Annotated in this window: 26 protein-coding genes and 1 pseudogene; 1 reads left to right on the top strand and 26 read right to left on the bottom strand. The window is 68.4% G+C overall.

Going from position 1 to position 23,688, the window contains the following annotated elements; translation table 11 throughout:
- Positions 1-54: 54 nt before the first annotated feature.
- The 26 genes and pseudogenes from AC07DF_RS17275 to AC07DF_RS17150 form a co-directional block, all read right to left on the bottom strand.
- On the bottom strand, positions 55-684 hold the full coding sequence (locus tag AC07DF_RS17275) for a hypothetical protein (RefSeq protein ID WP_478971482.1): 630 nt from the start codon (positions 682-684) through the stop codon (positions 55-57).
- Between the two features lie 176 nt (positions 685-860).
- The gene (locus AC07DF_RS17270) at positions 861-1,076 is read right to left on the bottom strand and encodes a hypothetical protein (protein ID WP_466270973.1); all 216 of its coding nucleotides are present in this window, start codon (positions 1,074-1,076) and stop codon (positions 861-863) included.
- On the bottom strand, positions 1,077-1,652 hold the full coding sequence (locus AC07DF_RS17265) for a deoxynucleotide monophosphate kinase family protein (RefSeq protein WP_478971480.1): 576 nt from the start codon (positions 1,650-1,652) through the stop codon (positions 1,077-1,079). It abuts the gene before it with no gap.
- 99 nt (positions 1,653-1,751) lie between these two features.
- The gene (locus AC07DF_RS17260; RefSeq protein WP_466270971.1) at positions 1,752-1,994 is read right to left on the bottom strand and encodes a hypothetical protein; all 243 of its coding nucleotides are present in this window, start codon (positions 1,992-1,994) and stop codon (positions 1,752-1,754) included.
- Entirely contained in the window at positions 1,991-3,004 is a 1,014-nt protein-coding gene (locus AC07DF_RS17255; protein WP_478971478.1) for a peptidoglycan-binding protein, read from the bottom strand. The genes AC07DF_RS17260 and AC07DF_RS17255 overlap by 4 nt, the downstream gene beginning before the upstream one ends.
- A 172-nt stretch (positions 3,005-3,176) precedes the next feature.
- Positions 3,177-3,428 carry a hypothetical protein gene (locus AC07DF_RS17250; protein ID WP_478971476.1) on the bottom strand — a complete coding sequence of 84 codons (252 nt, stop codon included), beginning with the start codon at positions 3,426-3,428 and terminating at the stop codon, positions 3,177-3,179.
- The gene (locus AC07DF_RS17245) at positions 3,428-4,525 is read right to left on the bottom strand and encodes a hypothetical protein (RefSeq protein WP_478971474.1); all 1,098 of its coding nucleotides are present in this window, start codon (positions 4,523-4,525) and stop codon (positions 3,428-3,430) included. The genes AC07DF_RS17250 and AC07DF_RS17245 overlap by 1 nt, the downstream gene beginning before the upstream one ends.
- Positions 4,526-4,537: 12 nt before the next feature.
- Positions 4,538-5,806: a hypothetical protein gene (locus tag AC07DF_RS17240; protein WP_478971472.1), complete on the bottom strand. Its 1,269-nt coding sequence runs from the start codon at positions 5,804-5,806 to the stop codon at positions 4,538-4,540.
- Positions 5,807-5,824: 18 nt separating this feature from the next.
- Positions 5,825-7,138, bottom strand: a complete 1,314-nt coding sequence (locus AC07DF_RS17235; protein ID WP_478971470.1) for a phage distal tail protein — start codon at positions 7,136-7,138, stop codon at positions 5,825-5,827.
- A gap of 1 nt (position 7,139) precedes the next feature.
- Positions 7,140-10,565: a phage tail protein gene (locus tag AC07DF_RS17230; protein WP_478971468.1), complete on the bottom strand. Its 3,426-nt coding sequence runs from the start codon at positions 10,563-10,565 to the stop codon at positions 7,140-7,142.
- Positions 10,566-10,954: 389 nt separating this feature from the next.
- Entirely contained in the window at positions 10,955-11,302 is a 348-nt protein-coding gene (locus tag AC07DF_RS17225; RefSeq protein WP_466270964.1) for a phage tail assembly protein, read from the bottom strand.
- Positions 11,303-11,437: 135 nt separating this feature from the next.
- A complete protein-coding gene (locus AC07DF_RS17220) occupies positions 11,438-12,004 on the bottom strand; it encodes a phage tail tube protein (RefSeq protein WP_478971466.1) in 567 nt (188 codons plus the stop codon).
- A gap of 15 nt (positions 12,005-12,019) precedes the next feature.
- Positions 12,020-12,430, bottom strand: a complete 411-nt coding sequence (locus AC07DF_RS17215; RefSeq protein ID WP_478971464.1) for a phage tail termination protein — start codon at positions 12,428-12,430, stop codon at positions 12,020-12,022.
- Positions 12,427-12,711, bottom strand: coding sequence for a DUF5403 family protein (locus AC07DF_RS17210; RefSeq protein ID WP_478971462.1), 285 nt, complete (start codon positions 12,709-12,711; stop codon positions 12,427-12,429). The genes AC07DF_RS17215 and AC07DF_RS17210 overlap by 4 nt, the downstream gene beginning before the upstream one ends.
- 1 nt (position 12,712) lies before the next feature.
- Complete coding sequence (locus tag AC07DF_RS17205) at positions 12,713-13,033, bottom strand: head-tail adaptor protein (RefSeq protein WP_478971460.1); 321 nt, start codon at positions 13,031-13,033, stop codon at positions 12,713-12,715.
- Positions 13,030-13,401, bottom strand: coding sequence for a hypothetical protein (locus tag AC07DF_RS17200; protein ID WP_478971458.1), 372 nt, complete (start codon positions 13,399-13,401; stop codon positions 13,030-13,032). Before AC07DF_RS17200 ends, AC07DF_RS17205 begins: the two co-directional genes overlap by 4 nt.
- 13 nt (positions 13,402-13,414) lie before the next feature.
- Complete coding sequence (locus AC07DF_RS17195; RefSeq protein ID WP_478971456.1) at positions 13,415-14,323, bottom strand: major capsid protein; 909 nt, start codon at positions 14,321-14,323, stop codon at positions 13,415-13,417.
- A gap of 101 nt (positions 14,324-14,424) precedes the next feature.
- Positions 14,425-14,985 (bottom strand): hypothetical protein, encoded by a 561-nt coding sequence (locus AC07DF_RS17190; RefSeq protein ID WP_478971454.1) that lies wholly within the window; start codon positions 14,983-14,985, stop codon positions 14,425-14,427.
- A gap of 45 nt (positions 14,986-15,030) precedes the next feature.
- On the bottom strand, positions 15,031-15,960 hold the full coding sequence (locus AC07DF_RS17185) for a VG15 protein (RefSeq protein WP_478971453.1): 930 nt from the start codon (positions 15,958-15,960) through the stop codon (positions 15,031-15,033).
- 58 nt (positions 15,961-16,018) lie between these two features.
- Positions 16,019-17,467 (bottom strand): phage portal protein, encoded by a 1,449-nt coding sequence (locus tag AC07DF_RS17180; RefSeq protein WP_478971451.1) that lies wholly within the window; start codon positions 17,465-17,467, stop codon positions 16,019-16,021.
- A gap of 18 nt (positions 17,468-17,485) precedes the next feature.
- A complete protein-coding gene (locus AC07DF_RS17175) occupies positions 17,486-19,108 on the bottom strand; it encodes a terminase (RefSeq protein ID WP_478971449.1) in 1,623 nt (540 codons plus the stop codon).
- The gene (locus tag AC07DF_RS17170) at positions 19,101-19,529 is read right to left on the bottom strand and encodes a phage terminase small subunit (RefSeq protein ID WP_478971447.1); all 429 of its coding nucleotides are present in this window, start codon (positions 19,527-19,529) and stop codon (positions 19,101-19,103) included. Before AC07DF_RS17170 ends, AC07DF_RS17175 begins: the two co-directional genes overlap by 8 nt.
- A 37-nt stretch (positions 19,530-19,566) precedes the next feature.
- On the bottom strand, positions 19,567-19,833 hold the full coding sequence (locus tag AC07DF_RS17165) for a hypothetical protein (protein ID WP_478971445.1): 267 nt from the start codon (positions 19,831-19,833) through the stop codon (positions 19,567-19,569).
- A gap of 593 nt (positions 19,834-20,426) precedes the next feature.
- A complete protein-coding gene (locus tag AC07DF_RS17160) occupies positions 20,427-20,681 on the bottom strand; it encodes a hypothetical protein (protein WP_478971443.1) in 255 nt (84 codons plus the stop codon).
- A 750-nt stretch (positions 20,682-21,431) separates the two neighbouring features.
- Positions 21,432-23,141, bottom strand: coding sequence for a recombinase family protein (locus AC07DF_RS17155; protein ID WP_478971441.1), 1,710 nt, complete (start codon positions 23,139-23,141; stop codon positions 21,432-21,434).
- A gap of 84 nt (positions 23,142-23,225) precedes the next feature.
- Positions 23,226-23,378: pseudogene (locus tag AC07DF_RS17150) on the bottom strand (YjbQ family protein); the annotation flags it as partial.
- Between the two features lie 122 nt (positions 23,379-23,500).
- Here AC07DF_RS17150 and AC07DF_RS17145 point away from each other — a divergent pair.
- Positions 23,501-23,584 carry a putative leader peptide gene (locus AC07DF_RS17145; RefSeq protein ID WP_349817350.1) on the top strand — a complete coding sequence of 28 codons (84 nt, stop codon included), beginning with the start codon at positions 23,501-23,503 and terminating at the stop codon, positions 23,582-23,584.
- The last annotated feature ends 104 nt before the right edge of the window (positions 23,585-23,688 follow it).

Genomic DNA, 23,688 nt, shown 5'->3' with positions numbered 1-23,688 from the left:
CCCTTGGTCTCAATGGAGCGGGGCCACCGTATCGGTCAGGGCCCCGCCACCGGGTCACTTCTCTGTGAACTCCGCGCCGCACACGTTGCACGTGATCCCGCCCAGGGACGCGATGCGCGGGCCGATCTGGAACGTACGTGGAGGGTCCAGGCACTCACACTGAAGAGTGAGCCGGGCCCCGGACCGGCCCTTGGCCGTGGACTCCTCCTCCACGCCCAGGACCACGCCGTCCAGGGCCTTGCCCAGGGCCTGGAGGAGTGGCGCGTATCCCTCCACGGCCTGGTCCGTGAGCGGCACCGGAGAAAACCCCTTGGTGGAGTGCGGGGCCTGGCCCTCCGGCCACTTCATGCCCAGTTCCTCCGCCACCGCGCGAAAGTGCTTGTTGTGACGCATCCCCCGGTTACTCGTCTCGGAGTATCCGCGCACCTGACACAGTGCGTGCGTCGCCACGTGGAGGACGGCCTCCAGTGTGGCCCGTGGGCCCTCCACGATGGTGTCCCGGAGGATGGGCAACTCCGGACGCATATCCGCTTCCAGCTTGTCCGGCTGGACCAGGGTGTGGCGGGCCCCCGTCATGTCCACCACCACGTACACGTCCGGCAACTCCGGGTGGCTCTCCTGGAGCACTTCCCAGGCCGTTTCGATGGCCGCCAGCACTCTGGCACCGTCGCGTCCGAATGGCATCGTGTGCTCCGCATTGTGGTCGTTTTGGTCGTTGATCTTGCTTGGTCGGGCACGAACCTAGCACAGAAGCAACCCGCGCGGGTTCAACTCCCGTTAAGGGAACGCAAAATGGGGCCCCACCCGCCAGACCAGTGTCTGACGAACAGGGCCCCATGGGCATCCCTCCCGGACGGTCCTTACTCCGCCGGATTGTACTTTTGCGCCACCTTGCGGGACGCGCTCTCCCCCAGGAGGACCAGGAGGACCAGCGTCACGCCATCCACGACCGTGTCACTCCCGGCCAGCTCCTTTACGGCCGGTACGTACTGGCCCACCAGGACCAGGAGGGCACCGACGGCCGCGCGGACGCGGACCGGGTTGTCCCGTACGAGGGTGCGGAGGTTTTCGAGCATTCAGGTTCCCATCTGCTGATACATGGCCCGGACGGCCTCCAGGAGGTCCACCAGGCCCTTGTCATTTCGGATGACGTGATCCGGCTCCAGGCCGTCCAACTCCGTCTCCGACGAATGCCGGGCAGCGTCGCCAGTCAGGCCCGCCCCCGGTCGTTCCACGCGCACGATCACGCCGCCCTCCGCCCGGACGGCCTCCACCTCATTGAGGTACCGGGCGTCCGTGACCACACACGGCATGTTCCACTCCACCCCCTGGCGGAGCTGGCCGACGACCGGCCGGAGCCAGAACTCCGGCTCCAGCTCCCGGACGGACTGGCCGTACTCCTGGAGCACGCGCCGGACCTCCGGAAACTGGTCCTTGGCCGTCTCCCACCCCACGCGCCGGATGAGATCCGAGAGACGGACACTCACCCGCGCGGGGGCCAGGGGGATGTACGGGTCCAGCCGGAGGGCCGCGCGCTTCAGCTCATCCGCGAACGCCAGACGCGTGTACCCGGCATGGCGGACCAGCATCTGGCCCACCGTGTCCTTGCCGGACCGGGACTTGCCGACTAGTGCCACGTGAGGCTTGGCCATGGGGCCCTCCTGATTACGGAGCGCTCAGCCGGCCGTCACGTCACGTGAGACCAGCGGAGTGCGGGGAACGATGTCCCCGCCATCCACTGGGGCCCGTGACTAGACCTTGCCGGTGGCCTTCAGGGCCGCCGTGATGAGCGTCCCGGCGGAGGTCACGGCCGCCACCGGTAGCGCGTACTTCCAGCGCTCCAGGCCCCGGAGCCGGTCCTCATGATCGGACAGGGTCCGGGTCACGCTTTCGTTGTGCTGGGTCAGGGACCGCACGTCATCGCGCATCCCCACGATTTCGTCATAGATCTCCCGGGAGGAGATCACGACGCCCAGCGGGTCCCGCTCCGTCACCGCATCAGCCTTTCCCACGTCTTGGGGCCCGGGTAGCCGTCGGCCCCGTCCCCGGTCCAGCCCTGGGCCCGCTGGTACGCGGCCACGGCCTTACGGTCGCTCTCCGTCCAGCGGGGGCCGGGGCCGAACGCGTAAAACCGGCCGTACCCCTTACGGACCAGGGCCTCCCCGAGCTGGGTCACGTAGACGTTGACCGCACCCGCCTTGAACTTGGACGCTCCCGGGTACGCCGGGGCCTTGGGCTTGGCCGGAGTGCTGGGCTTGGGCTTGGCCGGGGTCGTGGGCTTGGCCGGGGTCGTGGGCTTGGACTCCGCCGGGACCGTGATCCGGTCCCCGGGGTGCACCACGTCCGGGTCCTTCACCTGGGGATTGAGGGCCAGGAGGGCCGCCAGGGTCAGGCCCGCGCTGGCCGCCACCTTTCCCAGGGTCTGGCCCGCCTTCACCACCACGGTCTTGGTCTTGCTGGGCTTGGCGTGGCTCCCGCCGGAGCTGGACCCGCCCTTGGGGGCCGCCGCGAACAGGGCCGCCTTGTTGATCGCTCCGGGGTCCCAGTGGTCGTTCCCGGGGACGTTCGAGTGGCCATAGTGGCCGCCCTTGGTGAGCCACACGTCCCGGGGCCGGTAGCCGTCGCCGTACTGGGCCGCCAGCTTCCCGGCGGGGAACACGTCCGGGACGCCGTGGCTCCGTATCGCGCGCATCATCGCGCGGAAGTTCTTTCCCGGCTTCCAGTACGACGTGAACGGCTTGGCCGCCCGCGCCATGACCTCAATCTGGACACACACCTTGCCGGTCCGGTTGGTCCTGGTGGACCCGTCGTTCTTCAGGGCCCGCGCGCTGGAGGTCAGGGGCCCGAACTGGGCCAGCCTGTCCGTCACCGGGTCGTACAGGAAATGGGGCTCCGCACCGATGCGGACCAGGTAGTCCGCCACGGCCTTGAACGACGCGTCCGACCCGTTGCCGGACTCCGTGGTGTGCCAGACGGCCCGGCCGGGACGGCCCGGGGAGTCCATGGCTCCGCCAATGCTTCCCCGGCCCCATCTCTCAGCTTCCTTGACCCACACTTCACCCACGTTGATCTCCCTCAACTCATGAGAAAGGCCCCGCCGTTGGGCCGACGGGGCCTGTATCCATTAACTGGTGACGGTTACTGTCTGCTCAGCCGGCCGTCTACGCAACGTCACTTCACTGGGACAGGACCAGCGTTCCCGCCGCATCCCACACCTGGAGCGTCTTGTCTCCCGCCTGGACTCCGATGCGCACCCGGAGGCGGCCGGATGCGTCCACCACGTCCAGGGAGCCGGGGCCACTCACGACCACCGGGCCGGTCTTGATGGCCGTCTGGGCCGGGGTGCGGTTGGCCGCACTGGTCAGGTCACGGACGGCCCGCTCCAGGTCCTTGATTCGGTCCGTGATGTCACGGGGGACCGTCGCCATTACGTTGCCTCCAGGTACAGTTCCGCGGATTCCTCCCGGCCCCGCTCCGCCGGGTCCACCTTGATGCCCACCACGCGGTACGTGGCGTCCAGGCCGTCCGTGTACCAGACATCCCGGATACGGAGCCGGGCACGGGCCCCTATCAGGGCCGGAGTGATCTCCCCGTCCAGGCGCACGCGCACGGACGGAATCGTGGCCGTGTTCCGGGCCCTGGCCAGGTCCGCCTTGGCGTGGTTGTCCAGGGTCTCCTTCACGGACACCGTGTTGTAATCGCTGGTCCCGTCCAGGCGGGGCCACCCGGCCGCCAGGCGGTCCGTGTACAGCCACGCGGAGGACAGGAGCGGGCCGCCCGTGGCGTCCACCGTGTTGTCCACGGTCGCTCCCCGGGACTGCCACACGTTGGCCATGCCCGTGGCGTCCGTCGGCATCGAGTAGGACAGGACGTTGCCCGGGTACGTCAACATGACCGGCTGGGCACCCACCTGGATCTTGGGATAGCCAAACTGGAGCCGCTTCACACGCTTGCCGGTGGCCGTGTCCCGGTAGGTCTGGACACGCCATTCAAACCCGCCGTCCACGGCCGCCAAGTCGTCCAGCAACTCCCGGACGCGCGGCACGTCGGACGCAAGGTACGTGCGGTCCCGGAGGACGCCGGAGAGCTGGGTGTCCATCTGGAACCCCAGGTCTCCCTTGTCCAGGGAGGCCGCGTACCCGACTAGGCCCCGGGCAATGGCCAGTTGGTCCGTCTGGGTGTAGGTCTGGGTCGTGAACACCACCCGGCGGTCCAGGTAGCTGTCAAAGGTGGCCGCCTGGAGGTCCACGGACACGGCCCCGCGTTCGTCCACGGAGGGCGTCATGGTCCACACGATGCCGCCCCACCAGATGTCCGGGCCACGCTCCACCCACACAGCCGTCCGGCCGGGGATAACGGCCGCCTTCACGCGGGCCGCCATCCCCGAATCCGGAACCGGGATCTTGCCGGACATGGCTCCGGTCTTGCCTATGTAGTCGTCAAACCCCAGGCCCTGGACGGGGAGCACGTCCAGGAGCTGGTCCGTCACCAGGTCCGCGAACAGGAGCCGGTACAGCGGTGCCATGTGGCCCCTTCCTTACTTGATGAACGTGTACTCAATGCGCATCGTGGCGTTCTGAGCGATGGACGCGGAGGGCGTCCAGGACAACAGCTCCACGTCCCCGGCCGTGGTGATGCGGACCGACCCGTCACCCACGCCCGTGGAGGCCGCACAGAACATGTCGAACGGCGGAGTCATGGACGCGGGAACCTTGGCTATCAGGAGGTCCGGCGTGATGTTGCCGGACGCGGGGACGGACACGGCCGTGGCACTGGACCGGGTGAACGCCAGGTGGACCACGGACACGCCCGCGCGGACGCGGAGGTCCTGTTGGAAAATCGTCCATCCGGACTGGACGGTCACACCCGTGGTCGTCTTGACCATGGCGCAGTCGAACGCGTCGTCTGTCTTCAGGATGTTGACGCCGCCCCGGTACAGGTTCACGTCACGGGTTGCGGTACCGGGGCCCCAGTTGATCGCGCCGTCCGCGTTGATCCGGAGCCGGTCGTAAGTGTCGGACGCAGGCTTGGCGGAGAACGCGTAATCGGTGGCCGCCGTCCGCTGGGAGTAGACGGCCTGTTCCACCTGGAGGGCACCGTCCGATGCCCGCTGGAGAATCAGGTCCGCGAACTCCAGACGGCCGGACGGGCCCAGGCGGAGACGCGGCTCCCAGGCGGTCCCGTTCCACCGCTCCAGTACGCCGCCGTTGTCCCGGTACTGGCCCGGGTACGACCCGGAGTAGCCGGAGGTCCAGCCACCGGCCATGATGCCGCCCAGGCCCGTGGTGAACCGTCGCCGGTCCGCCACGGCCGTACCCCAGTCGATACCGCCCGTACCAGCGGAGGCACCGGCCGGGATGGTCACCTCATACAGCTTTTCCGACGTGCCGTCGGCCGTCGGGGCCGTCGGGGAAGCGGCGGGCGTGCCTTGCATGATCTCCAGGTAGGCACGAACCTGGCCGGTCCCGTCGTACGTGGTGTCCTGCACCCGGATGACCACGGAGTCCTTGCGCGGGAACTGGGCGTTACCGTCCGCGAACGTCAGGGTTTCCGGCTCCGTCACCGCCACCGGGTAAGCACCCTGGGCCGCCGTGCCCTGAAGGACCGCGCGGCCCACACTGATGGTGGCCTCCATGGCTCCGGCGGACGTGAGCTTGAACGGATCTCCACCGGGAATCACACCACCCCGGACCGTCACCTCCCCGGCCGGGTACATCGTCCCCGTGGGGACCACGCGGGTGTCCTCCCGCGTCTGGCCGCCTCCCTGGGCGTCCCTGTTGAGCAGCCATCCACTACGAACCGTCACAGCCGGCGTTCCTCTCTGTTACCAATACGCGTTGCGCCACCGGACCGTCACGGATGCGGCCGGGTCATAGAACTGGTTGGCACACCGGAACGCCATCGGGGTCTCCCCCGGCTCCAGCGTGAACGTCTGCTCCGGATGGGACGCCCTGGTGGCCGTGTAGATGCGGGAGGCCGTCCCGTTGAGCATCACGGTTCCGGCGGCCGTGTCGATGGTCAGTACGTCGCTCTCAGCCAAGCTGATGTCGTACTCCAGGACCCGGCCCGTTTCCGTCTGGGTGAGCCTGGGCCGGACGACCGGCCCCCGGAACTCCACGACGGGATGCGCCGGAGCGTCACCCCGGTTGGCCGGTGCCACGCTTCCGGTGGACCCCGGCGTCCCCCAGTCCAGCGGGTACGCCACGCCCTCCCCCGTGCCGATGGCCAGGCTTGCCGTACCGATAGGCACCGGGGCCGCCATGGCCGTAAGGAAGTTGACGATGGGCTGGACACTGACCGCCCCCGCCGGGGCCGCCACGGACACCGTGCCCTGGCCCGCCAGGCCGATGGTCTGGTCAAGGAACGTGTTCCCCGGCCCCCACCAGTTGAGGACCGTCACACCACCCACGACGGGGGCCAGGGCGTTGGTGAACGTCACCGGCTCCCCGCCCTTGACGGGCCAGCCGTAATCCCCATTGGGGTTGTCGAACGACCACACCAGCTCCCCGCCCTCCGTGAGGGCCTGGACGGACGCGGGGCCCGTCCCGTCACCGGTAATGGCCGGGTCGTTGCCCTCCGCCCACCACTGATACAGCGGGCCGGTTCCGGCCGTCTGTCCGGCGGACATCCGGTTGGGCGGGGCCCCCGACCACCCCAGACCCGGTTCACGGGCCGGGAGGGCCGTGGAGGCCGCCACCTCCACCACGTCGTACCGGCGCGGGTCGGAGCACTGCCAGACGATGGACCCGGAGGGTTCGCCCCGGGTGTACTGGCGGTCCGCCGGGAGGGACCGACGGATGACGCGCGCACGCATCAGCCGCCGGGCCCCCGCAAGCTGGACCACCAGCTCCCGTTCATCCGGCGTCGGAGCCGTGGCCGCCCGGAGGCGGGCCAGGAGCTGGGGGAATGCGGCCAGGTCATCCGGCAGGACCGTGAAGTCCCATTGCAGTTCCCGCACGCCCGCCAGGAGCGACCCGGGCCACGCGCCGTGTTGTGTCGGCATGGGCACGGAGCCCACATCCATGTCCGGGAGGTCATCCCATCCGGTGAGCTGGTCACCCACGTATTCCGTGGTCTCACCGAACAGGACGCCCCCGAACTGGATTTGGCCGTCCTGGGTCACCAGGTCCCCGGCCATGTCACCCCCTTGCCTTCATGCGCCACTCCAGCTCCCGGGCAACCTGGCCCGGCGTCATGCCGCCCGCGTGATAGTTCTCAATCCGGACCCCGGCGGAAGTGGTCGGAACATGTTCTGACCCTCCGGCCGTGGCCCCGTTCGGGACCAGGACACCGGCCTTGACCGTCGCCACGGAGGGAACCGTGACAAGGCGGTCCATCAGCCGGTCCACGCGCGGCTTTCCAGACTCGATTCCACGGACCAGGCCCGCCGGAATCCACTTGCCCACTCCGGCCATAACGCGACTGGGGGAATGAATCCCCAAAGCCTTGCGAATAGCCTTTTCCATGGACTTGGCAATCTTCAACATCTGGTTTTCGATTGCCTTTTCCTTCGACTTCAGGCCCTTTACCAGGCCCTCCGCCGCATGCACTCCGGAGCCGTACAGGGCATCCGCCGTAACGGTGCCAGCCTTACCGGCGTACGCCTCCAGTTGCTTTTGCGTCCGGTTCAACTCAGATATCTGAGCGTTGGACGCATCCGCCAGGGCCGCCGCATAGGCCCCGCCTCCGTCGACACCCGCTGAAGCGATTTGCTCCAGGAGCGTCTTGGAAAGGCCCTTAGCCTTCAGCTTGGCCAGGTCCGCCGCGAACTTCTTTGCGGCCAACATGTCAGCCTTCAGCTTGTCCATGATGGACTGGGCCGTGACGGCCGCTCCCGTCTCACCGCCCTGGGTGATGTTGGCACCGGAAAGAATGCCGTCCCGGATTGAGGTCCGGGTGTCGTCATATTGCTTGCGGATATCCGCCAGCTTCTTTTCCGCCGCCTCCAGCTTCTTTGTCACCGCGTCCCGCTGGGTCACCAGCTTGGACAGTTGCGCCGTGGATGCCTTCAGGCTCTTTACCACGCCACTCTTGGTGTACTTGGGCAGGAGCTTGGTAATGCTCTGGAGTTTGCTCCGGAGCTGGGCCGTGGTGCCGTCAATTCCCTTGATGAAACCCTGGATCAACAAACGGCCGGCTGGGGTAAGGATCTTCTTATCCCGTGCGGGCGGACCCTTCCAGCTAGTCAGCTTGGATGTCAGGTCACCCAGGGTGGACTTGACGCTCCCCACCATGCCCTTAATGCCGTTGATAAAGCCCTGGATAAGCGACTTTCCGGCACCCAGCAAGGTGGAACCCAGGCTCCCCAGGGCCGACTTGGCCTTGCCCGGGAGGCCCCTCACGTACCCCACGGCCGTGGAAATGCCGCTGGATATCCGGGAGCCCATCGACTTCATGGCCGACATGGCCGCACTGGCCACATTGGAGCCCATCGTCTTGACCGCGCTCCACGCCTGGGACCCCAGGTTCCGGAAGAACCCGACCACGGCCGAAACTCCGGAACTCACCACGGACCGAATCTTGGAAAAGATCGAGCCGAAGAATGCACCCAGGTTCGCCAGGAGCTGGCGGGCCATGCTCAGCGCACCCTTGAAATCACCCTGGAAAAGCCGAGTGACCATCTTGACGGCCGGAATCACGATTGTGGTGATGTACTTGGTAGCCAGGGAGGCCAGCACACCCGCAATCTTTCCGACAATCCCAATCACGGAAGTGATGACGGGCATAAGGCCCTTCAGGGCACCCGCCAGGAATTGGCCCAGGGACGTGATAAGGGGGCCCGCGGCCACCAGGAGTTTGCCAAACGCGGCTCCGATCTGCGCCAAGGCGGGAGCCAAGGCGGAAATGAGCTGGGCCGCGATTTGCGCGAAAATCGGAAGGAGCTGCTGGACGACCCCAAGAATGGGGGCCAGAATTCCCGGAAGCTGCGCAAGAATGGGCTTTATCGCGGTCAGGAGGGCGGCCCCGATTTGGCCCAGGAGTTTCCCGACGGTCACCAGAATGGGACCCAGGGCTCCGGCCAGTTGGGCCACCAGGTTGGCCGCAATCGGCAAGATCATGGCCAGGGCCTGACTCACGATCTTGACCACGGGGGCCAGGGCCGTGCCCAGCAGTGACGCCAGTTGCTGGAACGCGGGGGCCAGTACCTTGACCGCCCCCTGAAGGGGCCCGGCCAGGGTCGTAACCAGCGTGTTCAGTAGCGGCATGGCCGCCTGAAGGGCCGCCCCAAGGACGCCACCCACGGCGTGGCCGATGGCCGCCAGGGTTTCAAACAGGGCCTTGAACGTGGCCTGGGCCTCCGGGGACGCCGTGACCTTGGCCGCCATGGCCGCCACGTCGGACAGGACCGTGAGGAACCCGCCGCCCGCCTCCGCCGCCGGGCCAAAGACGTTCGCCACCGTCTGGCCCAAGTTGCCCAGGGTCGTGAACAGTTGGCGGACCAGGCCCAACGCCTTTTCGATGCTCGCTTGCATCGCGCCGGACTCAAAAGCCTTGGTCATCCTGGCGGAGAGCCGGTCCAGCGCTCCGCCCGCTCCGCCGGTCAACTTGGCGAACGCGGGGGCCGCCGCCGCTCCCACCTGACCCAGGCCCTGGACCAGGACCGCCGGGAGACCTGACAGGTTCTTCAGGCCCGTGTTCGCGCCCTTCAGGGCCGTGCCCAACGTGCCGTTGTCCGCCAGGGACTTGGCCGTGTTCGCCACGCCCTTGGCCATGCCGTTGAGCGTGGTTGCCGTGGCACCGAGCTGGGCCCGGAGGACCGGCAACACGGAGTTGGCCGTCCGGGTCATGGAGTCGCCCAGGCCCTTGAACAGGTTCTCCTGAACAGTGGACTTGACCTTGCCCCACGCGGGGGCCAGGGCCTTGGCCTGGGTGACGAACTCCCGGGCGGCCGGGGACAGTTTGGCCAGTGCCTCCGCGTTGCCCTTCAGGGCGTCGGAGACTCCGGCCGTGCCTATCTTGATGGCCGCCTGGGCGGAGGCCACCATCAGGAGGGCGGGGGCCGCCACACCGGCCGCCGGGGCCATCGCGGCCAGACCACTGGCCAGGCCAGCCACGGCCGGGATGGCGGACGCCATCGTGGTGAGCCGCGCGGCGGACCCGGCCAGGGTGGCCAGGCCACGGGCCGCTCCGTTCCCGTCCCGGCCCATGTTGCCCAGGCTCCGGGTCAGACTCGCCAGGGAGTTGCGGTCAACGTCGACGTGGGCCGGGATGGTGATTGGGGGCGTGATGTGGGCCAGCTCCCGACGGAGCCGGGTTATCTCCCCCTCGTCCACCTCCAGGCGCACGCCCAGACGTGCGTCCGCTCCCTCCAGGCGGGCCCGGAGCGTGGAGCGGAACGCGGACAGGTCCGGGTCCACATTGACGCGAACACGGGCCCGAACACGGGCCAGTTGGGTATTCAGTCTCTGGCGGAAGTCGGCCAGGTCCGGGACCGCCTGGACCTGGACGCGGGCCCGCCGTTCGATGCGGTCAAGGTAGCGCTGGAGCGAACCGGCAAAGTTCGACGTGTCCGGCAACACCTTGATGGAGAGCCGTCCCGCTTCACGGCCGCCGGGTCCGGCCATGGGTCACCCCCTATCGGGTTGTGGATTCAGTGGTCTGGCAAGGGGGTGTTTGGACAGGTCCAGCCCGCGCCGCTTGGGCTTGGCCGACTTCACGGCCGGGGGCGTCACCGGCTCCGGATCGCGGATCTTCCCGCCGCTCACCCGCACGTTGTTGGTGTCCGCGAACCGGACCGCATTAAGGAGCTGGGCCAACAGGTGGGTTTGCAGGGTCCAGCCGCGATGGTCGGAACCGCCCGCGAACGATGCCGCCAGGGCGGAGTCATCAGGTAGGTACTCAGACAGCGTCCAGACACGGCGGGGTGTGAGCGTCCCGCGCCACACGTCCGCAAGGTCCAGGCCGTAAAAGCGCTGGAGGTCCGCGCGGAGGGCCCCGCCGTGTCCGTCGTTGATTAGCTGTCCGAGTCCTGCGCTTCCCCCGCCTGGGTCTCCTCCTGCCAGGCCGTGACCACGCGGAGGTACACGCCCAGGGGCCAGTCCGCCATCTCCGCCGACAGGGCCTTGGCGTTGTCACAGACCACCAGGAGGAGGTCCCGGAGCTGGGGGACCAGCTTCTCCAGGTCCGTGTCCTTGGAGTCCCCGAACGCTTCCAGGAGGACCCTGGCCGCCTTCAGGCCCTCCGGAGGGAGCATCAGAAGGTTGCGGAGCTGGACGGTTCCGCCCTTGCGGGTGTCGAGCGGGAGAGACGCGTACTCCGCCTCCGCCTCCGTCATCAGCTCAGCGCAAGACAGTGCAGTCATGGTGTGGTCCCCAAGTCTGTAAGTGAGTGCGGTCCCCGGGAAGTTGAGAGCCCTCCCGCCGGGGACCGGTGGCGGGAGGGCCGATTACGGAGCGCTCAGCCGGCCGTCAACGCAGAGTGAGAATCCGCGGTGGCCTTACGGCGCTTCCGGGGCCTCAATCTGGGCCCACTCACCCACGGCACCGCCGATGGTGTCGGAGCCCAGGAAAGTGCCCTTGATGGGGAACGTCACGAAGTCGTCCGACTCCATGCCCACGGCGTCCGAACCCAGGAGGGAGACGCGCGGGTGGTAAAGCGGGAGGTAGTGAGTACCGTCCGCCAGGATGACCAGGAGGGCCTTCACCTGGGGCGTGGGAGTGGCCGGGATGCGGAACGACGTGTCCGCCTGGACGGCCGCCGGGCCCGCGCCAAAGTACATCTGGTACGTCAGGCTGGTGGCCTGGATGGACTGGAACGTCACGCTGTACGTGACATCCGGCGTGGTCTGGCGGAGCTTGGTGTTCTGCCAACTCCCCTTGACCTCCGGGTCATCACCGTCACGGCCGAACTCCGGGAGTTCGTCCAGACTGGTGTGACCGATGGACTCCCACCCGGCACCCGGGTTCTTGGGGTCCGTGATGGACGCAGGCTTGGGCGTGTCCGCCGGGGCCACGTAGATGAATCCGCCCGCCGCAACAATCGCAGCGTCGTCAATGAGCGCCAACGCGCTACCTCCTGATCAGATGATGGGCCGCGCGGTCACGCGGTAAGTGGCCTGGAACCGAAACAGGTCCGGTCCGGCCGTTGGTTCTCCGTCCCGGATCTCCGCCGGGCCGGTTACGTCGTTGAAGCGGGACAGGTAGCCGTCCGGCCCCCGGTACTGGGCCCGGCACGCGTCGGCCAGGACCACGCGGGCCACACGGGCCAGGCGGGACGCTTCCCGCCGGTCCCGGGCCAGGGCCTGGACATCCACTAGGGCCACGTCGATGCCGCGTGCGTCCGTGGAGCCACCGGGCACCCGGCGGGCCACCACCAGGGGGAGCCGGTCGGGCCAGTCGTCCGGTACGGCCACGCGGACCGTGGCGTCTGTCAGGCCGTCGGCCAGGGCCGCCACCACCAGGCCGTCCACGTCGGGGAGTACGGGTCTCACAGGCCCGCCTCAATCGCGTGGATGCCGGACACCCATGTGATGCCGTCACGGGCCCAGTGGCCGTAATTGATGGACACCACGGCCGGGTCCTCCAGGGACACCACGCCGTCCACCCGGTGGACCTTCACGTCCATGCCGGTGGCCAGGGCCCCCGTGTTCCGGTGGGCCTCCACTACGGCGCGCACGCGGGCCCCGCTTGCCTCCGTCTCGTCTCCGATGGCCTCCCGGACGCCGGGCATACGCGCCACGATGCGGTCCAGGCCGTTGATTACCTCCGCCATGTCACCTCTTGCGGATCGTTGCCACGTCGTGGGCCAGCCGTCGGCCACCGCCGAACCGCTCCGGCTCCCCGACCACGGACCAGGTGGACCCGGCCCACTCCACGCGGGACCACGGCCCGGCCGGGAGGGACCGCGCAATCACGCGGTAGTCCGTCCCGACCACGTAACCGGCGGCCGGGGACTCCGTGCTGGCCACGGGTTCAACCCGGGCCCGGATGGTCACCGGCTGGCCGGGGCCGGGCTTGGTGCCTCCGTACCCGTCGTCCACCTGGACCGTGGGGAACACGGTCACGGTGTCCGGGCCGGAGTCCAACAGGCTCACAGCGAACCGCCCAAGGTCTCCATGGGCACGGAGTGGATGCCCAGGAACCCGGCCGCCCGCTGGACTTGCGTTACCTCACTGGGAGTGAGGCCGGCCGCCACGGGCAGTGACGCGGGGAGCTGGTACGAATACCCGCCCTCCGTCTCTGCCCGGTACCCCTCCGGGTTGCGGAACTTCCGCTCCGCAGCGTCCAGCGCGATGGTTCCGACGATGGCCGGAGCCGTTACCGGGTCCCTCCAGGGGAGGCCGTAGGCCCGAACCTGGGCGGAGGCAGCAACTAGGGCCGCCTCCGCCTGGGTCCGTTCGTCCCCCGTGAGCGTCCGTCCTAGACGGCCCTCCAGGGCCGCCACATCAGCCAAGGGGATCATGTGTCAGCCGCCCTTACGGAGCCACCGTCAGGCCGCACTTGACCGCGCGGACCAGCTTCTTAGTGGCCCCCACCTTGTCGGTCATGACGTTGTAACCGGCGTAGACGTTGAGGATGGAGCGGTCCCGGAGCTTGGCCGCGTCGTAGTCCCGAATCCAGCGCATGGCCAGGCCGTTGTACGACTGGGACGAACCGCTGGTGACACCGGCCGGGATGGCCGGGGCCCGGGTGGCCAGGACGAACGCGGACGGGATGAACGCGTACGCGGCATCCGGTGCGATGGCGTTCGAAACCACCAGGTCGAACCCGGCCAGGCGGCCCACGGTCGCGTTGCGGAGAGCGGAGTCCGAACCCGACTTGGACACGTCGTTGATCCGGCCGGACTTCAGGAGGGCCGTCTCAACGTCCGCACCCATCAGGAAGGTTCGGCCCTCCTGGGGGATGTTCGACTTGTTGAGAGCCGCGCGGGCGTCCACCAGGCCCAGGAACGGGTCCGCCGGGTCCAGGTCCACGGTCGGGGTGGCGTAGGTGGCCCCCTCGATCATGGTTGCCACGCCGGTGTCCACGGCCTTGGCGATGGCGTTGACCTGAGGCTGGAGGACCTGGGAACCGAAGTCCTTGATGTCCAGGGTCAGTTCCTCATCGGTCACCGCGATGGCGGAATAGATGTCCTTGTTGAGCGTGACCGTGATGGAGTCCTCCGCCAGGGAGTCCAGCACGATGTCCGCGCTCCGGTCGTTCCGCCACTCGTACTCACGGGCGGTCGTGGTGGCCGGGATGCGGACCGTCACGGTGTCCGCCTTGGCCCCGGTGAAGTCGAAACCCGCGTTCGACCACACCAGGTTGGACAGGATCATCTCCCGCTCCAGGAGACCCAGCGCGGTGGCCGCGATGGTCTCAGCCTTCAGGAAGGCATTCGCCATGTGTTACCCCTCCAGGGCGTGAAAAGGGCCCCGGAGCGGCGTGCAGCCAAGGGCCCATGAAACTGGGGAAAGCCCTTGGATTTGGTGGTGCGTGGTGATGCTTACCGGCGTGCGCGGGGAATGCTGGCCGCCAGCTCCGCCGGGTCGTTCGACACGGGCTTGGCCGACGGGTCCAGGCCGCCCTTACCGACGCCCCCACCCTTGCCGTGGAATGCCTCCGCCATGGCCTTGGCGTCCGCCTCCCGTGCGTCGTCATCCGCGCCGGAGATCCGGGCCGCCAGGACCGGGGGAAGTGTGTACTTGCGGGCCAGTCGCTCCCGGTGGAGGTCCGTCTCCAGCTCCGCCACCTTGTCGGCCACGGCCTGGTACTCCTCCGGCGTCTTGGCCGCCTTCAGGGCCTCCGCCGTCTCCCGGGCCTTCACCCGGTACTTGGCCGCCTCCGCGCGGGCGTCCTTCAGCTCCTCCCGGAGCTTGACCGGGTCGTCCAGCTCCTGGCCCTCCTGGCCGTCCTCCTGGCCCTCCTGACCGCCTCCCTGGCCCTCCGCGCCCTCCTGGCCCTCCTGGCCGCTCTCCGGGCCGTTCTGGCCCTCCTGGCCCTCCTGGGTCGGAACATGTTCCGACTCCCCCGGGCCGTTCGGGTTCGGGTTCGGGTTCTCTGCCATGCGGTACGCCTCCAGGGCTCACCAAGGACCGGCCGCCTGGGCCAGTCAGGAACGGGATGCTTCGATGTGTCGACGCCAGGCCGCGCGGGCCTCCGCGCCGGACAGCTTCCCGGCCACCTGGTCCCACTCGCGTGAGTACCGCTTGGCGTCCGGGGTCATAAAGTCGTTTCGGGAGTAGACAGGGACCATCTGGCAGTGACACCCGTTGTGGTACCGGGTCAGGTCCTCCAGGGCCACCGGGGGCCGCCGGTTCTTCCGGGCCCGCCCGTCGGCCGACCCAGCGGGTTTCCGCCGCCCGCCACCGGCCGCCGTGGCCTGGGAGCGGTAGATGGCTCCCCGGGACGCCAGCATGGCGCAGAACGCGCACGGGTTCCCGTCCGTCACCCGGGCCCAACCCACCACCCGCTTGTCCTCCTGGGACGCACGGTCAATGAGGTCACGGCCGGAACGGATGGCCTCCCGGTCGGCCGCGTTGGCCGCCTGGGTTCCTGCGCTTGCGTGGACGCTCTCCAGCTCCTCCAGGAATCCCGCATCGTCCAGCCGTCCGCGCGCTTGTTCCTGGGCCGCCTGGGCCACCTGTTCGCGCACCTTGGCCGGACCTTGGGACACCAGGGAAGCAACGGCCGCCCGGTCGAACGACTCCACCGGCTCCTCCGGCCATGTGAAGTCACCGTCAATCCGGATGCGGTCCGCGTCGTCCGGCTCCGGGGTCCGGATCGTGTCCGTCACCCGGGCCCAGTCCTCCCGTAGCTCCCCCAGGGTCGTGGAGTCGCTTTCGGGGTCGTCCTGGAGCGGCGGGAGTGTGTATCCCGTCTCCAGGGCCCGGTACAGCCGGAGGAATGCCGCCGCCTGGTCCCGGGACCGCTTCCGCTCACCCCTGATCAGGGCCAGCATGAACGCCAGCCACACGGACCCACTCTCCGCCAGGGAGAGCGGGTTTACGCGTGACCACTGGGTCAGGGACTGGGCGGACACGCTGGTCCCGATGCGCGCTTGGGCCCTCCAGTTTTCATCCAGGAGGGCCGCCGTACCTCTACGCATCGTCACCGCCGGCCGAACTCTCAGTGAGGGCCGCCGGGGCCACGGCCGACGCCATCGCGTCCGCCATCCGTAGGCCCGGGTCGTCCGCCTCCGCCATCTGGGCCCACTCCTCCACGTCCCGGGCAGTCACGCCGGGGATGCGGGGCCACATGGCCCGCGCGGGAACGTTGAGCATCTGGACGGCCTTACCCAGGGCGTCAACCGTCTGGGCCAGGGAGCGGGAACCGGCATCCTTCCAAAGGACCTCCGCCCCGGTGTCCGGGTCCACTCCGCGCACGATGGCGCACAGGAACAGGACCAGCTCCCACGACTCCCCAAGGAAGTGTTGGAACTCATCCACGGCCCGGGACATGGCCATTTCCGCCGCCGCCATCGCTTCAGCGGACAGGTTCGTCATGCTGCCCACGCCCAGGTACATGGGCGGGAGCTGGGACAGGGCCGCCATGTGCTTGGTGCCCAGTTCGATGGCCTCCAGGAACCCGCCCAAGGGGGTTTCGTCCAGGACGTTGAACTTGGTGTCCGGGTCGGGGGCCACCAGGAAGCGGGACGCGTCCGCCTGAATGGGAATCGGGATGGGCCGCCCGTTGGCGTCCACCAGGACCTCCCCCGTCTCCGGGTCCCGCTTGAACTCCGGAGCCATGCCGCTGATGGTGCGGACCTTGAACGATCCGAACGTCTGGGAGACCAGGAGGTCAAACACGGTTTGGTTGACCCGGTCCTGAATGGGGATCATCGGCTCCACCACGCCCGTGACCCGGCCCTCCAGGTCGATGTCCGGAGCGAACCGGACCACTGGGCACACGTCGAATCCGTGCGGGGCCTGGCCGACGATGCGGGGACCGTCCTTACCGCCCACCATCACGTCATAGACGGTCGTCCCGTCCATCAGCCATCCCCGGACCTCCGCCCCCTCCTTTTCCGGCATGGTCTCCACCTGGAGGGTCCACAACGGGAGGGCGTCCGCCGCTGGGTCGTCGTACGACGCGTACATGAGCCGGGGAGACACGCCACGGATGACCGGCCGGGCCGGGTCCGCCGGGTCCCGTAGGACCGTGACGAACGACTGGCCGTAGGTCAGGGCCGCCCGGTGGACCGGGACCTGGCGGGCGTCCATGCGGTTGTCTTGCCAGGCCCGCCACTCCTCCGGGACCTCCGTCTCCGGGGTCTCCGCGTCGTCCAGGTCCTCCGCCGGTTCGAGACTCCGGCGGTACCCGTCCACGGCCATGGCCTGACTGGGTGTCTTGACCAGGAGGGGAAGCACGTTGAACACGGCCCGCTTGGCCAGGAGTTTGTACTCCTCCGTGGCCGACTTGGGGATGTACGGGCCGTCATGCTCCCCGCGTATGTACCGGTCGATCTTGTCCAGTCGCTCCCGGTCCGCCTTCAGTCGGTCGAACCCAAGGGCCGCCAGGTCCACGGGGGAGACGGTTGTCTCTGCCACTCGTCCCCCTCCAGGGAATCAGAAGAAATACACGGAACCGGCCCGCTCCGGGGCCCTGGATTTGCCGGACTCAATGAGCCGGTGGCGTGCCAAGTCGGCCAGCAACGTGGCCGCGTACGCGTCGATCTTGTGAGCGGACTCCCGGTTGGCCTTGCCGAATGACAGGCCAAACCGGTTGGGCCTCCGCCGGGCGTTGAGGACGTGGCGCCGGAGCGTCTTTCCCAGCGGGGTGTCCGTGCCGATGTGGGCAACCTGGCCGTTCTCAACGGCGGACATCAGCCGCTCATTCGCCAGGGTCAGTTCCTGGAGGCCACCACGCATGTCACGGCCAACCGCGGATTGTGGACTGGCCTTGACCACCAGGCGGTCCCGGTAGTCCTCCGACCACGCATCCACGTAGCTCTCCCAGAGAGCCACGTCCGCGAAAAATGCCTGTACGTCGTAGCGCTCCAGGGCGTTGCGGACCGCTCCGTCCACCGCCAGGCGGTCAACCTCCCAGCCGTCACCGGCCGGGCCGTCGGGACGCTCCCAGACGCCCAGGGGGACTATCAGCCGGTCCTTGACGCGCATGGCCACCAAGGCCGTGGCGTCGTCCCGGAGGCCGCCGTCAAACCCCAGCGTGATGGCGTCACCATCTGTGAGGCCGGCCGTCACTGCCAGTGCATCCCAGTCGTTCGGCGCAATCAACTGGTCTTCAGCCGTGACCAGTTGATTGAGGAACATCCGCTGGGAGCGGGAACGCGGCATGTGGCCGGAGTAGATGGTGGAGAGAATCCACTCCACGTCCAGCCAATCCGCGTCACCACGGGCCGCGATGATGCCCGCGCGGAGCTGGTCCGGGTCCCCCATGTCGAGAGCCGGGGACTCCACGGAGTCGTAATACATGCCGGAGTCCCGGGACTTGCCCTCCGCGAACTTGGACCAGGCATGCCAGGTCTGTTCCGCCACGGAGTCCTCACCCGGCAACGGGGCGTTGGTGATCTCCATGGTTCGAGCGCCACCACCACGGCTCTTACCGACGTTGCCCGCGATGGTCATAGCCATCTCATGGCCGCCGTTCGCGGAGATCCAGTGGTGGGTCTCATTCATGATCACGAACGTGGACCGGCCGCCCTCCAGCGCACGCGGAGAGCTGGTCACGGCCTCAATCACGGCACCGTTGCGGGCGTAGATGATCTCTTTACCCACGTCGATGCCGTGGAGGGCCACCAGTTCGTCAGAGAACATCGGGCCGAACAGGCGCATGGTGTTACGCGTCTGGTCCTTGGACACGGCGCACACCTGAACCCAGGGGGCCGGGTGTGGAATGGCCTTGGGGGTACCGCCCTCCCGCCATCCGCCGAACCGGCACGGGCCGACGAACTCCGTTGCGGCCAGGGCCGCCAGGAACGGGTCCTTACCCCACCCCTTCAGACGCCGGATGGTGCCCTGGCGTCGGGTGAAGTTGCCCGCATCGTCAATCTCGAACCACCGGAGGACAATCCGCACCTGTTCCGGCGTGAACTTCCATGGCTTACCCGCGTCGGGGCCGTCCGGCTGGCGGAGGTAACGCGCGGTCCACAGGAGCACGTCCCAACCCAGGGTCCGGGTGGGCTCCGGCACCGTGTCCGGCCACGTACGGACCGGCTGAAGATCAGCCACCGCCCGCCGCCTTGCGGTACGAGTCCATCAGGGCCACGCGGGCCAGCTCCTCCGCGTCCTCCCCGATCTCCTCCCGCTCCAGCTCCACGCGGGCCCGGCGTCGGGCCCCCTCCGTGGTCAGTAGGTCGGTCATGGCCGACATGACCGACTGGAACAACTGGGCGGAGAACTTGGACTGGCCCAGGTTCCGGGACATGGCCTCCGCCACGTACACGGCCGTAAGCCAGTCGGACGACTCATAGAACTGGGACTGGCCGGAGTCCTTCAGGGACTGGTACCAACGCTTTGCGATGGGGTGCCAGTCGCCAGACGCGCGGGGGATGGTCGGGGCCTTGCCAGCCTCCGCCTTCACCACGGCCGGGCCGTCGGACGCGTTCCTCCGCCTCCGTTGGTCGGACCGCTTGGGCACGGGTCCGGGCATGACTGATCACCCCCTCCGGGCGTCTGGGTTGGTCGGGTTACGCCTCCGGGTCGGCCGGGGGTTCCGGCTCCGGCTCCGGTTCGGGCGTGGGCTCCACGTACGGCGGGATCACGTCCAGGTACTGGACATCCGGCCGACGGGCGTACAGGACGCGGACCGCCGGGTCCGACTCCAGGAACGACTTCAGGGCGTCAACCACGGCCGGTTCCGACAGACCCCAACCCACGGTCAGGGTGACGTCGTGACCCTCGTAATCCAGGTCCTGGCCCTCCAGGGCCACCTTCACAGTGATGGGATTGGGCAACGGGGCCTCCAGGCCGTCAGGGGCCCGAACGGGCCGTTAGGGGGCGTTGCGGCCGTCGCTCTCCGGGGTCTCCCCGGGGCGTTTCGCCAGGTCAACGGCCACGCGGCGTAATCACGCGTGGCCCTGGTGGACCTTGGAACCCGTACAGGATTCGAGCCGCTATCACGTTTCGATGTCCCGGCCGATCCGAAGGGGGGTACTCCCCAGGTCAATTCGGACACAAGGGACGGGACGGACGCTCCACGCGTCGTCACTCTCCGCTCAGCCGGCCGTCCACTGAGCGTTACGCCAGGTCTCCAGGGTGCCGGTCGTCCGGCCGCTTCCTGGGCACCCGTCGGCCCCTGGCCGCCGCACCCTCCGCCGCTGTCTTGCGTGCGTGGTGCCACGTGCATAGGGACTGAAGGTTGGTCATGTCGTGGTTGTCACCCGGGATGATGTGGTCCACGTCCGTGGCCACCGCAGTACAGCGGAGGCCCGTGTCCCGGAGGACGGCCACACACAGGTACGCGTCCCGTCTCAGGACCTTGGCCCGGAGCGTCCGCCAGTTGCTGGGCAGACGCTCACGCCGGTCACTGCCGTGCCAAGCCATGGGCTCACCGCCCCCGTGCGACGCTCACGACCACGGCCACGACGAACGCCAGGACCAGGGCCAGGACGATGGACGCCCCGACACCCTCCGCGCTGGTGTTGCTCCCGCCGTAGAACGGCACGTAGACCGGCACCACATGCGTGGTGTGGGACGTGCCCGTGGACGGGGCCTTGTACGCCGGGCCCTTGTATGCCGGAGCCTTGGGCACGGACGGGGCCTTGGGGATCACCGGGCGGGGAGCGGGAACGCTGATGGGCACGGGTGATCTCCTGGGAGTGGATGGTCTGGGAAGTGGCCCCCGGGGGAATCGAACCCGCCGTTACCCCCTCGAACGGCGGGGGCGTCTTTCCAATTGAGACTAGGTGGCCTTGCATCCCTGACCCCGGGTGGTGGACACCGGGGCCAGGGAAGTGAATCCCCCATCGCCGCTGGGTGGGCCGGTCAGGGGGCCCGTGTGGTGGGGGTCGAACCCACGCTCCCGCCGTGTTCCCACGGTCCACCCCTGGACCGGGTACTAGGGCCGGGTGCACTCCGCACACCGCACACGGGACAGCTCCCCCGACCGGGTTCGAACCGGTCACCGCGTTGGCCGCGCGGTATGGGCGGCCACTCCGCCCGGGGGATCGTGGCTCAACTCCCGCGCGTCAACCCGGAGGAGAGAACGGGGCGCGCGGGAGGAGCCAACCGGCGGGGCCGCTGTCACCTCCACGTCAGACGCTGGAGCGTGAGCCGGTGACCCGCCTTCATATCCATTAACTGGGGGCCGTGACGCCCGCCAGGGGCCGCCCTCCGCCACGGGCCGGGCCCTCCAGGAGCTGGGGGCAAGAAAAGTGCCCTGGGCCTGTTCTTCTCTAAATGCGTGTGTAAGAAAGAAGGGTCCCAGGGCACTTTTTCCGCCCCCTGGGACCCCGTTCCGTCACTCTCAGCTCAGCCGGCCGTCACGCAACGCAAAGGAGGGCCGGTCCCTTGGCGGGGCCGACCCTCTCTGTCAGTGGCGTACGCCACTCATCTACGCGGCGGCATCCAGGCTCTCCGCCGTGACCTCACTCCGCGCCACCTCCACCGTGGCAACCTTGGCCGTCGGGCCGTCCACCCACTTGGGGGTCAACCGCTTCAGGATGGGCGTCTTGTCGCCCTGGCCCTTGGCGGGTGCGATCGTCACCCGGGGGAGTGCACACCGGATCAACTCCCGTCGTTCGTCCTGGGGTGAAGCCTCCCAGACCTCCCGGAGGGTTTCCGGGTCGCTCAGCAGGGCCGACAGGTCCGAATCCCGGGCCAACTCCTCCTGTTCCTCCTCCAGTTCCTTGCGGATCTTGACCTGTTGTTCGCTCAGCGTGTCGTACCGCTCCTCCGACAACTTCCCCCGGACGTAGTGGTCGTGGTCCAGCTTCTCTATGCGGGCCTTCACCTGGGCCAGCTCCGCCACCAGCTCCTTACGGCGGGTGTCCTTTTCCGGGTCCTTGATGGACACCCAGCGGCGTGCGATGGCGTCCAGCGCAGCGTCCCCCGGCTCCAGGGCAGAGACGTGAGACCACCACATGGCCGTCACGGCCTCATTCACCCGGCACGCGCGGGTGATGACTCCCTGGCACCCGTTCTTACCCTCCCTGGACCACTTGCGGCAGTGGTACCGGCCGCCCCTGGCCGCCTGTCCGCCGCCCTCCATGGGGCCGCCACACCGGCCGCACCGGAGTGTGTCGGTCAGGAGGTATTCCGGCGCGCGTTTGCCCCCTCCCCCGGGCCGGGTACGGGCCGCCAACTTGCCCTGAATGATGGCCCGTTCGCCCTTGGTGATGACGCCCTGGCCGACACTGACCGTGCGGCCCTTGTCGTCCAGGTACGCCCGTCCGGTGTGCTTCCATCGGCCGGTGGGGTTGCCGTGTTCGTCCATGATGCGCTCACGGTCGGGGAGCAACCCGGCCCACAGCGGGGAATGGGCCAGCTTGGCCACGGTCGTGGCCGACCACAGCTTGCCACCACGCGTCCGGATGCCCTCCGCATTCAGCGCATGCGCCACCTTGCGCGCTGAATCGCCGTTCAGTAGCGGAACGGCGATCTTCTCCCGCGCGATGGTGTATTCGTCGGCCCGCCGCCGGATGCGCCCCTTCTTCTCCGGGTCACGCTCCAGGCCGAACGGGACAATGCCGCCTTGCCACTCCCCCAGGGCCTTGTGTGCGTCCTTGCCCTCCTGGGTCCGCCACGCAATGTCTTGGGCCTCTTCCCGGGCCCGCTCCGCCAGGACTGCAAAGATGATGCGCTGGCCCGCCACGCTGGAGTCCAGGCCCTCCTTCACCACCCGGAGCCTGGCCCGCCGCTTGTCCAGCTCATCCAGGGCGGACCCCACGGTCCCCATCCCGCGTCGGTCGAACCGGTCCAGCTTGCGCACATACAGCGTCTTGGAATGACCCTCCATGACGGCCCCCATGGCCGCCTCCAGCTCATCCCGCCGCACGTACGACTTGGACGCGCTCCGTTGCTCCCACCACACGGCCCGGACCTTGCGGTCCTCCCGGTGGGCCGCCTCCACCATGTCCCAGGCGTGTTTCGTCAGAGTCGCCAGGTCTTCCTTGGGCTTGGACCGCCGGACGTAGATGTCCGCCAGGTCCTCCGGCTGGCACCCGGTGATGTCGTCCAGGAACTGGGCCAGGTCGATGCCCACCACCTTGGCCGTGCCCGGGTTCTCCCGCGTCGCCGGTCGCTCGATCGTCGCAATGCTCACTCTGTAGGCCCTCCCACCAGGGCCCACACCGTTCTAGGGGCCGCTGGGTGCGTCTACTGGGGTACGTGACAGTTGCAAGTCACACGACGTCGCGTGGGGCACAAAAACATTGAGGAGACCGTCGCGGCCGGCGGCCGCCTCGCGCAGGAAGGATTCGCAGTCGCCGGTGATGTCGACGACCTTCTCCGTGGATCCGGAGGTGATGTTCAGAACTCGGGTGGTGAAGACATCTGACATGCCCCCCATCCTGACGCACCCGCTGGGGCTCGCCGGGTCAGGCCGGACCGAGTGGCGATACCGGCGTCCACTGGACGAGACGCCGTTGACCGTGCGCATGCCACCTGGCTAGGTTCAGCGGCATGTTGCGTTCAGCCCTGCTCACCACGCGCGGTCACATCGACCTGCTGCGGGTGGCCTCCGCCGCGTGTCGCCGCGGCTGCTGACGCCCTTTCTCCTCCTCACTCTCCGTTCACCCCGCCTTCGTCACGCCTGCCCGCCGATCGCCCTGATCTCGTGGGCGCGGCGATGACGAGGCGTGCCTCCAACG

Source organism: Streptomyces sp. NPDC044719 (assembly GCF_056433405.1).
The sequence above is the reverse complement of the archived record's forward strand: the minus strand, read 5'-3'. Positions and strand labels throughout refer to the sequence as shown.

What these genes read in the sequence shown, in the direction of transcription:
- AC07DF_RS17230 (WP_478971468.1), bottom strand. Translation starts at nt 10,565, where the DNA reads ATGGCCGGACCCGGCGGCCGTGAAGCGGGACGGCTCTCCATCAAGGTG.
- AC07DF_RS17245 (WP_478971474.1), bottom strand. Translation starts at nt 4,525, where the DNA reads ATGGCACCGCTGTACCGGCTCCTGTTCGCGGACCTGGTGACGGACCAG.
- AC07DF_RS17190 (WP_478971454.1), bottom strand. Translation starts at nt 14,985, where the DNA reads ATGGCAGAGAACCCGAACCCGAACCCGAACGGCCCGGGGGAGTCGGAA.
- AC07DF_RS17265 (WP_478971480.1), bottom strand. Translation starts at nt 1,652, where the DNA reads ATGGCCAAGCCTCACGTGGCACTAGTCGGCAAGTCCCGGTCCGGCAAG.
- AC07DF_RS17145 (WP_349817350.1), top strand. Translation starts at nt 23,501, where the DNA reads ATGTTGCGTTCAGCCCTGCTCACCACGCGCGGTCACATCGACCTGCTG.
- AC07DF_RS17225 (WP_466270964.1), bottom strand. Translation starts at nt 11,302, where the DNA reads ATGACTGCACTGTCTTGCGCTGAGCTGATGACGGAGGCGGAGGCGGAG.
- AC07DF_RS17250 (WP_478971476.1), bottom strand. Translation starts at nt 3,428, where the DNA reads ATGGCGACGGTCCCCCGTGACATCACGGACCGAATCAAGGACCTGGAG.
- AC07DF_RS17200 (WP_478971458.1), bottom strand. Translation starts at nt 13,401, where the DNA reads ATGATCCCCTTGGCTGATGTGGCGGCCCTGGAGGGCCGTCTAGGACGG.
- AC07DF_RS17170 (WP_478971447.1), bottom strand. Translation starts at nt 19,529, where the DNA reads ATGCCCGGACCCGTGCCCAAGCGGTCCGACCAACGGAGGCGGAGGAAC.
- AC07DF_RS17275 (WP_478971482.1), bottom strand. Translation starts at nt 684, where the DNA reads ATGCCATTCGGACGCGACGGTGCCAGAGTGCTGGCGGCCATCGAAACG.
- AC07DF_RS17270 (WP_466270973.1), bottom strand. Translation starts at nt 1,076, where the DNA reads ATGCTCGAAAACCTCCGCACCCTCGTACGGGACAACCCGGTCCGCGTC.
- AC07DF_RS17235 (WP_478971470.1), bottom strand. Translation starts at nt 7,138, where the DNA reads ATGGCCGGGGACCTGGTGACCCAGGACGGCCAAATCCAGTTCGGGGGC.
- AC07DF_RS17255 (WP_478971478.1), bottom strand. Translation starts at nt 3,004, where the DNA reads ATGGACTCCCCGGGCCGTCCCGGCCGGGCCGTCTGGCACACCACGGAG.
- AC07DF_RS17195 (WP_478971456.1), bottom strand. Translation starts at nt 14,323, where the DNA reads ATGGCGAATGCCTTCCTGAAGGCTGAGACCATCGCGGCCACCGCGCTG.
- AC07DF_RS17210 (WP_478971462.1), bottom strand. Translation starts at nt 12,711, where the DNA reads ATGGCGGAGGTAATCAACGGCCTGGACCGCATCGTGGCGCGTATGCCC.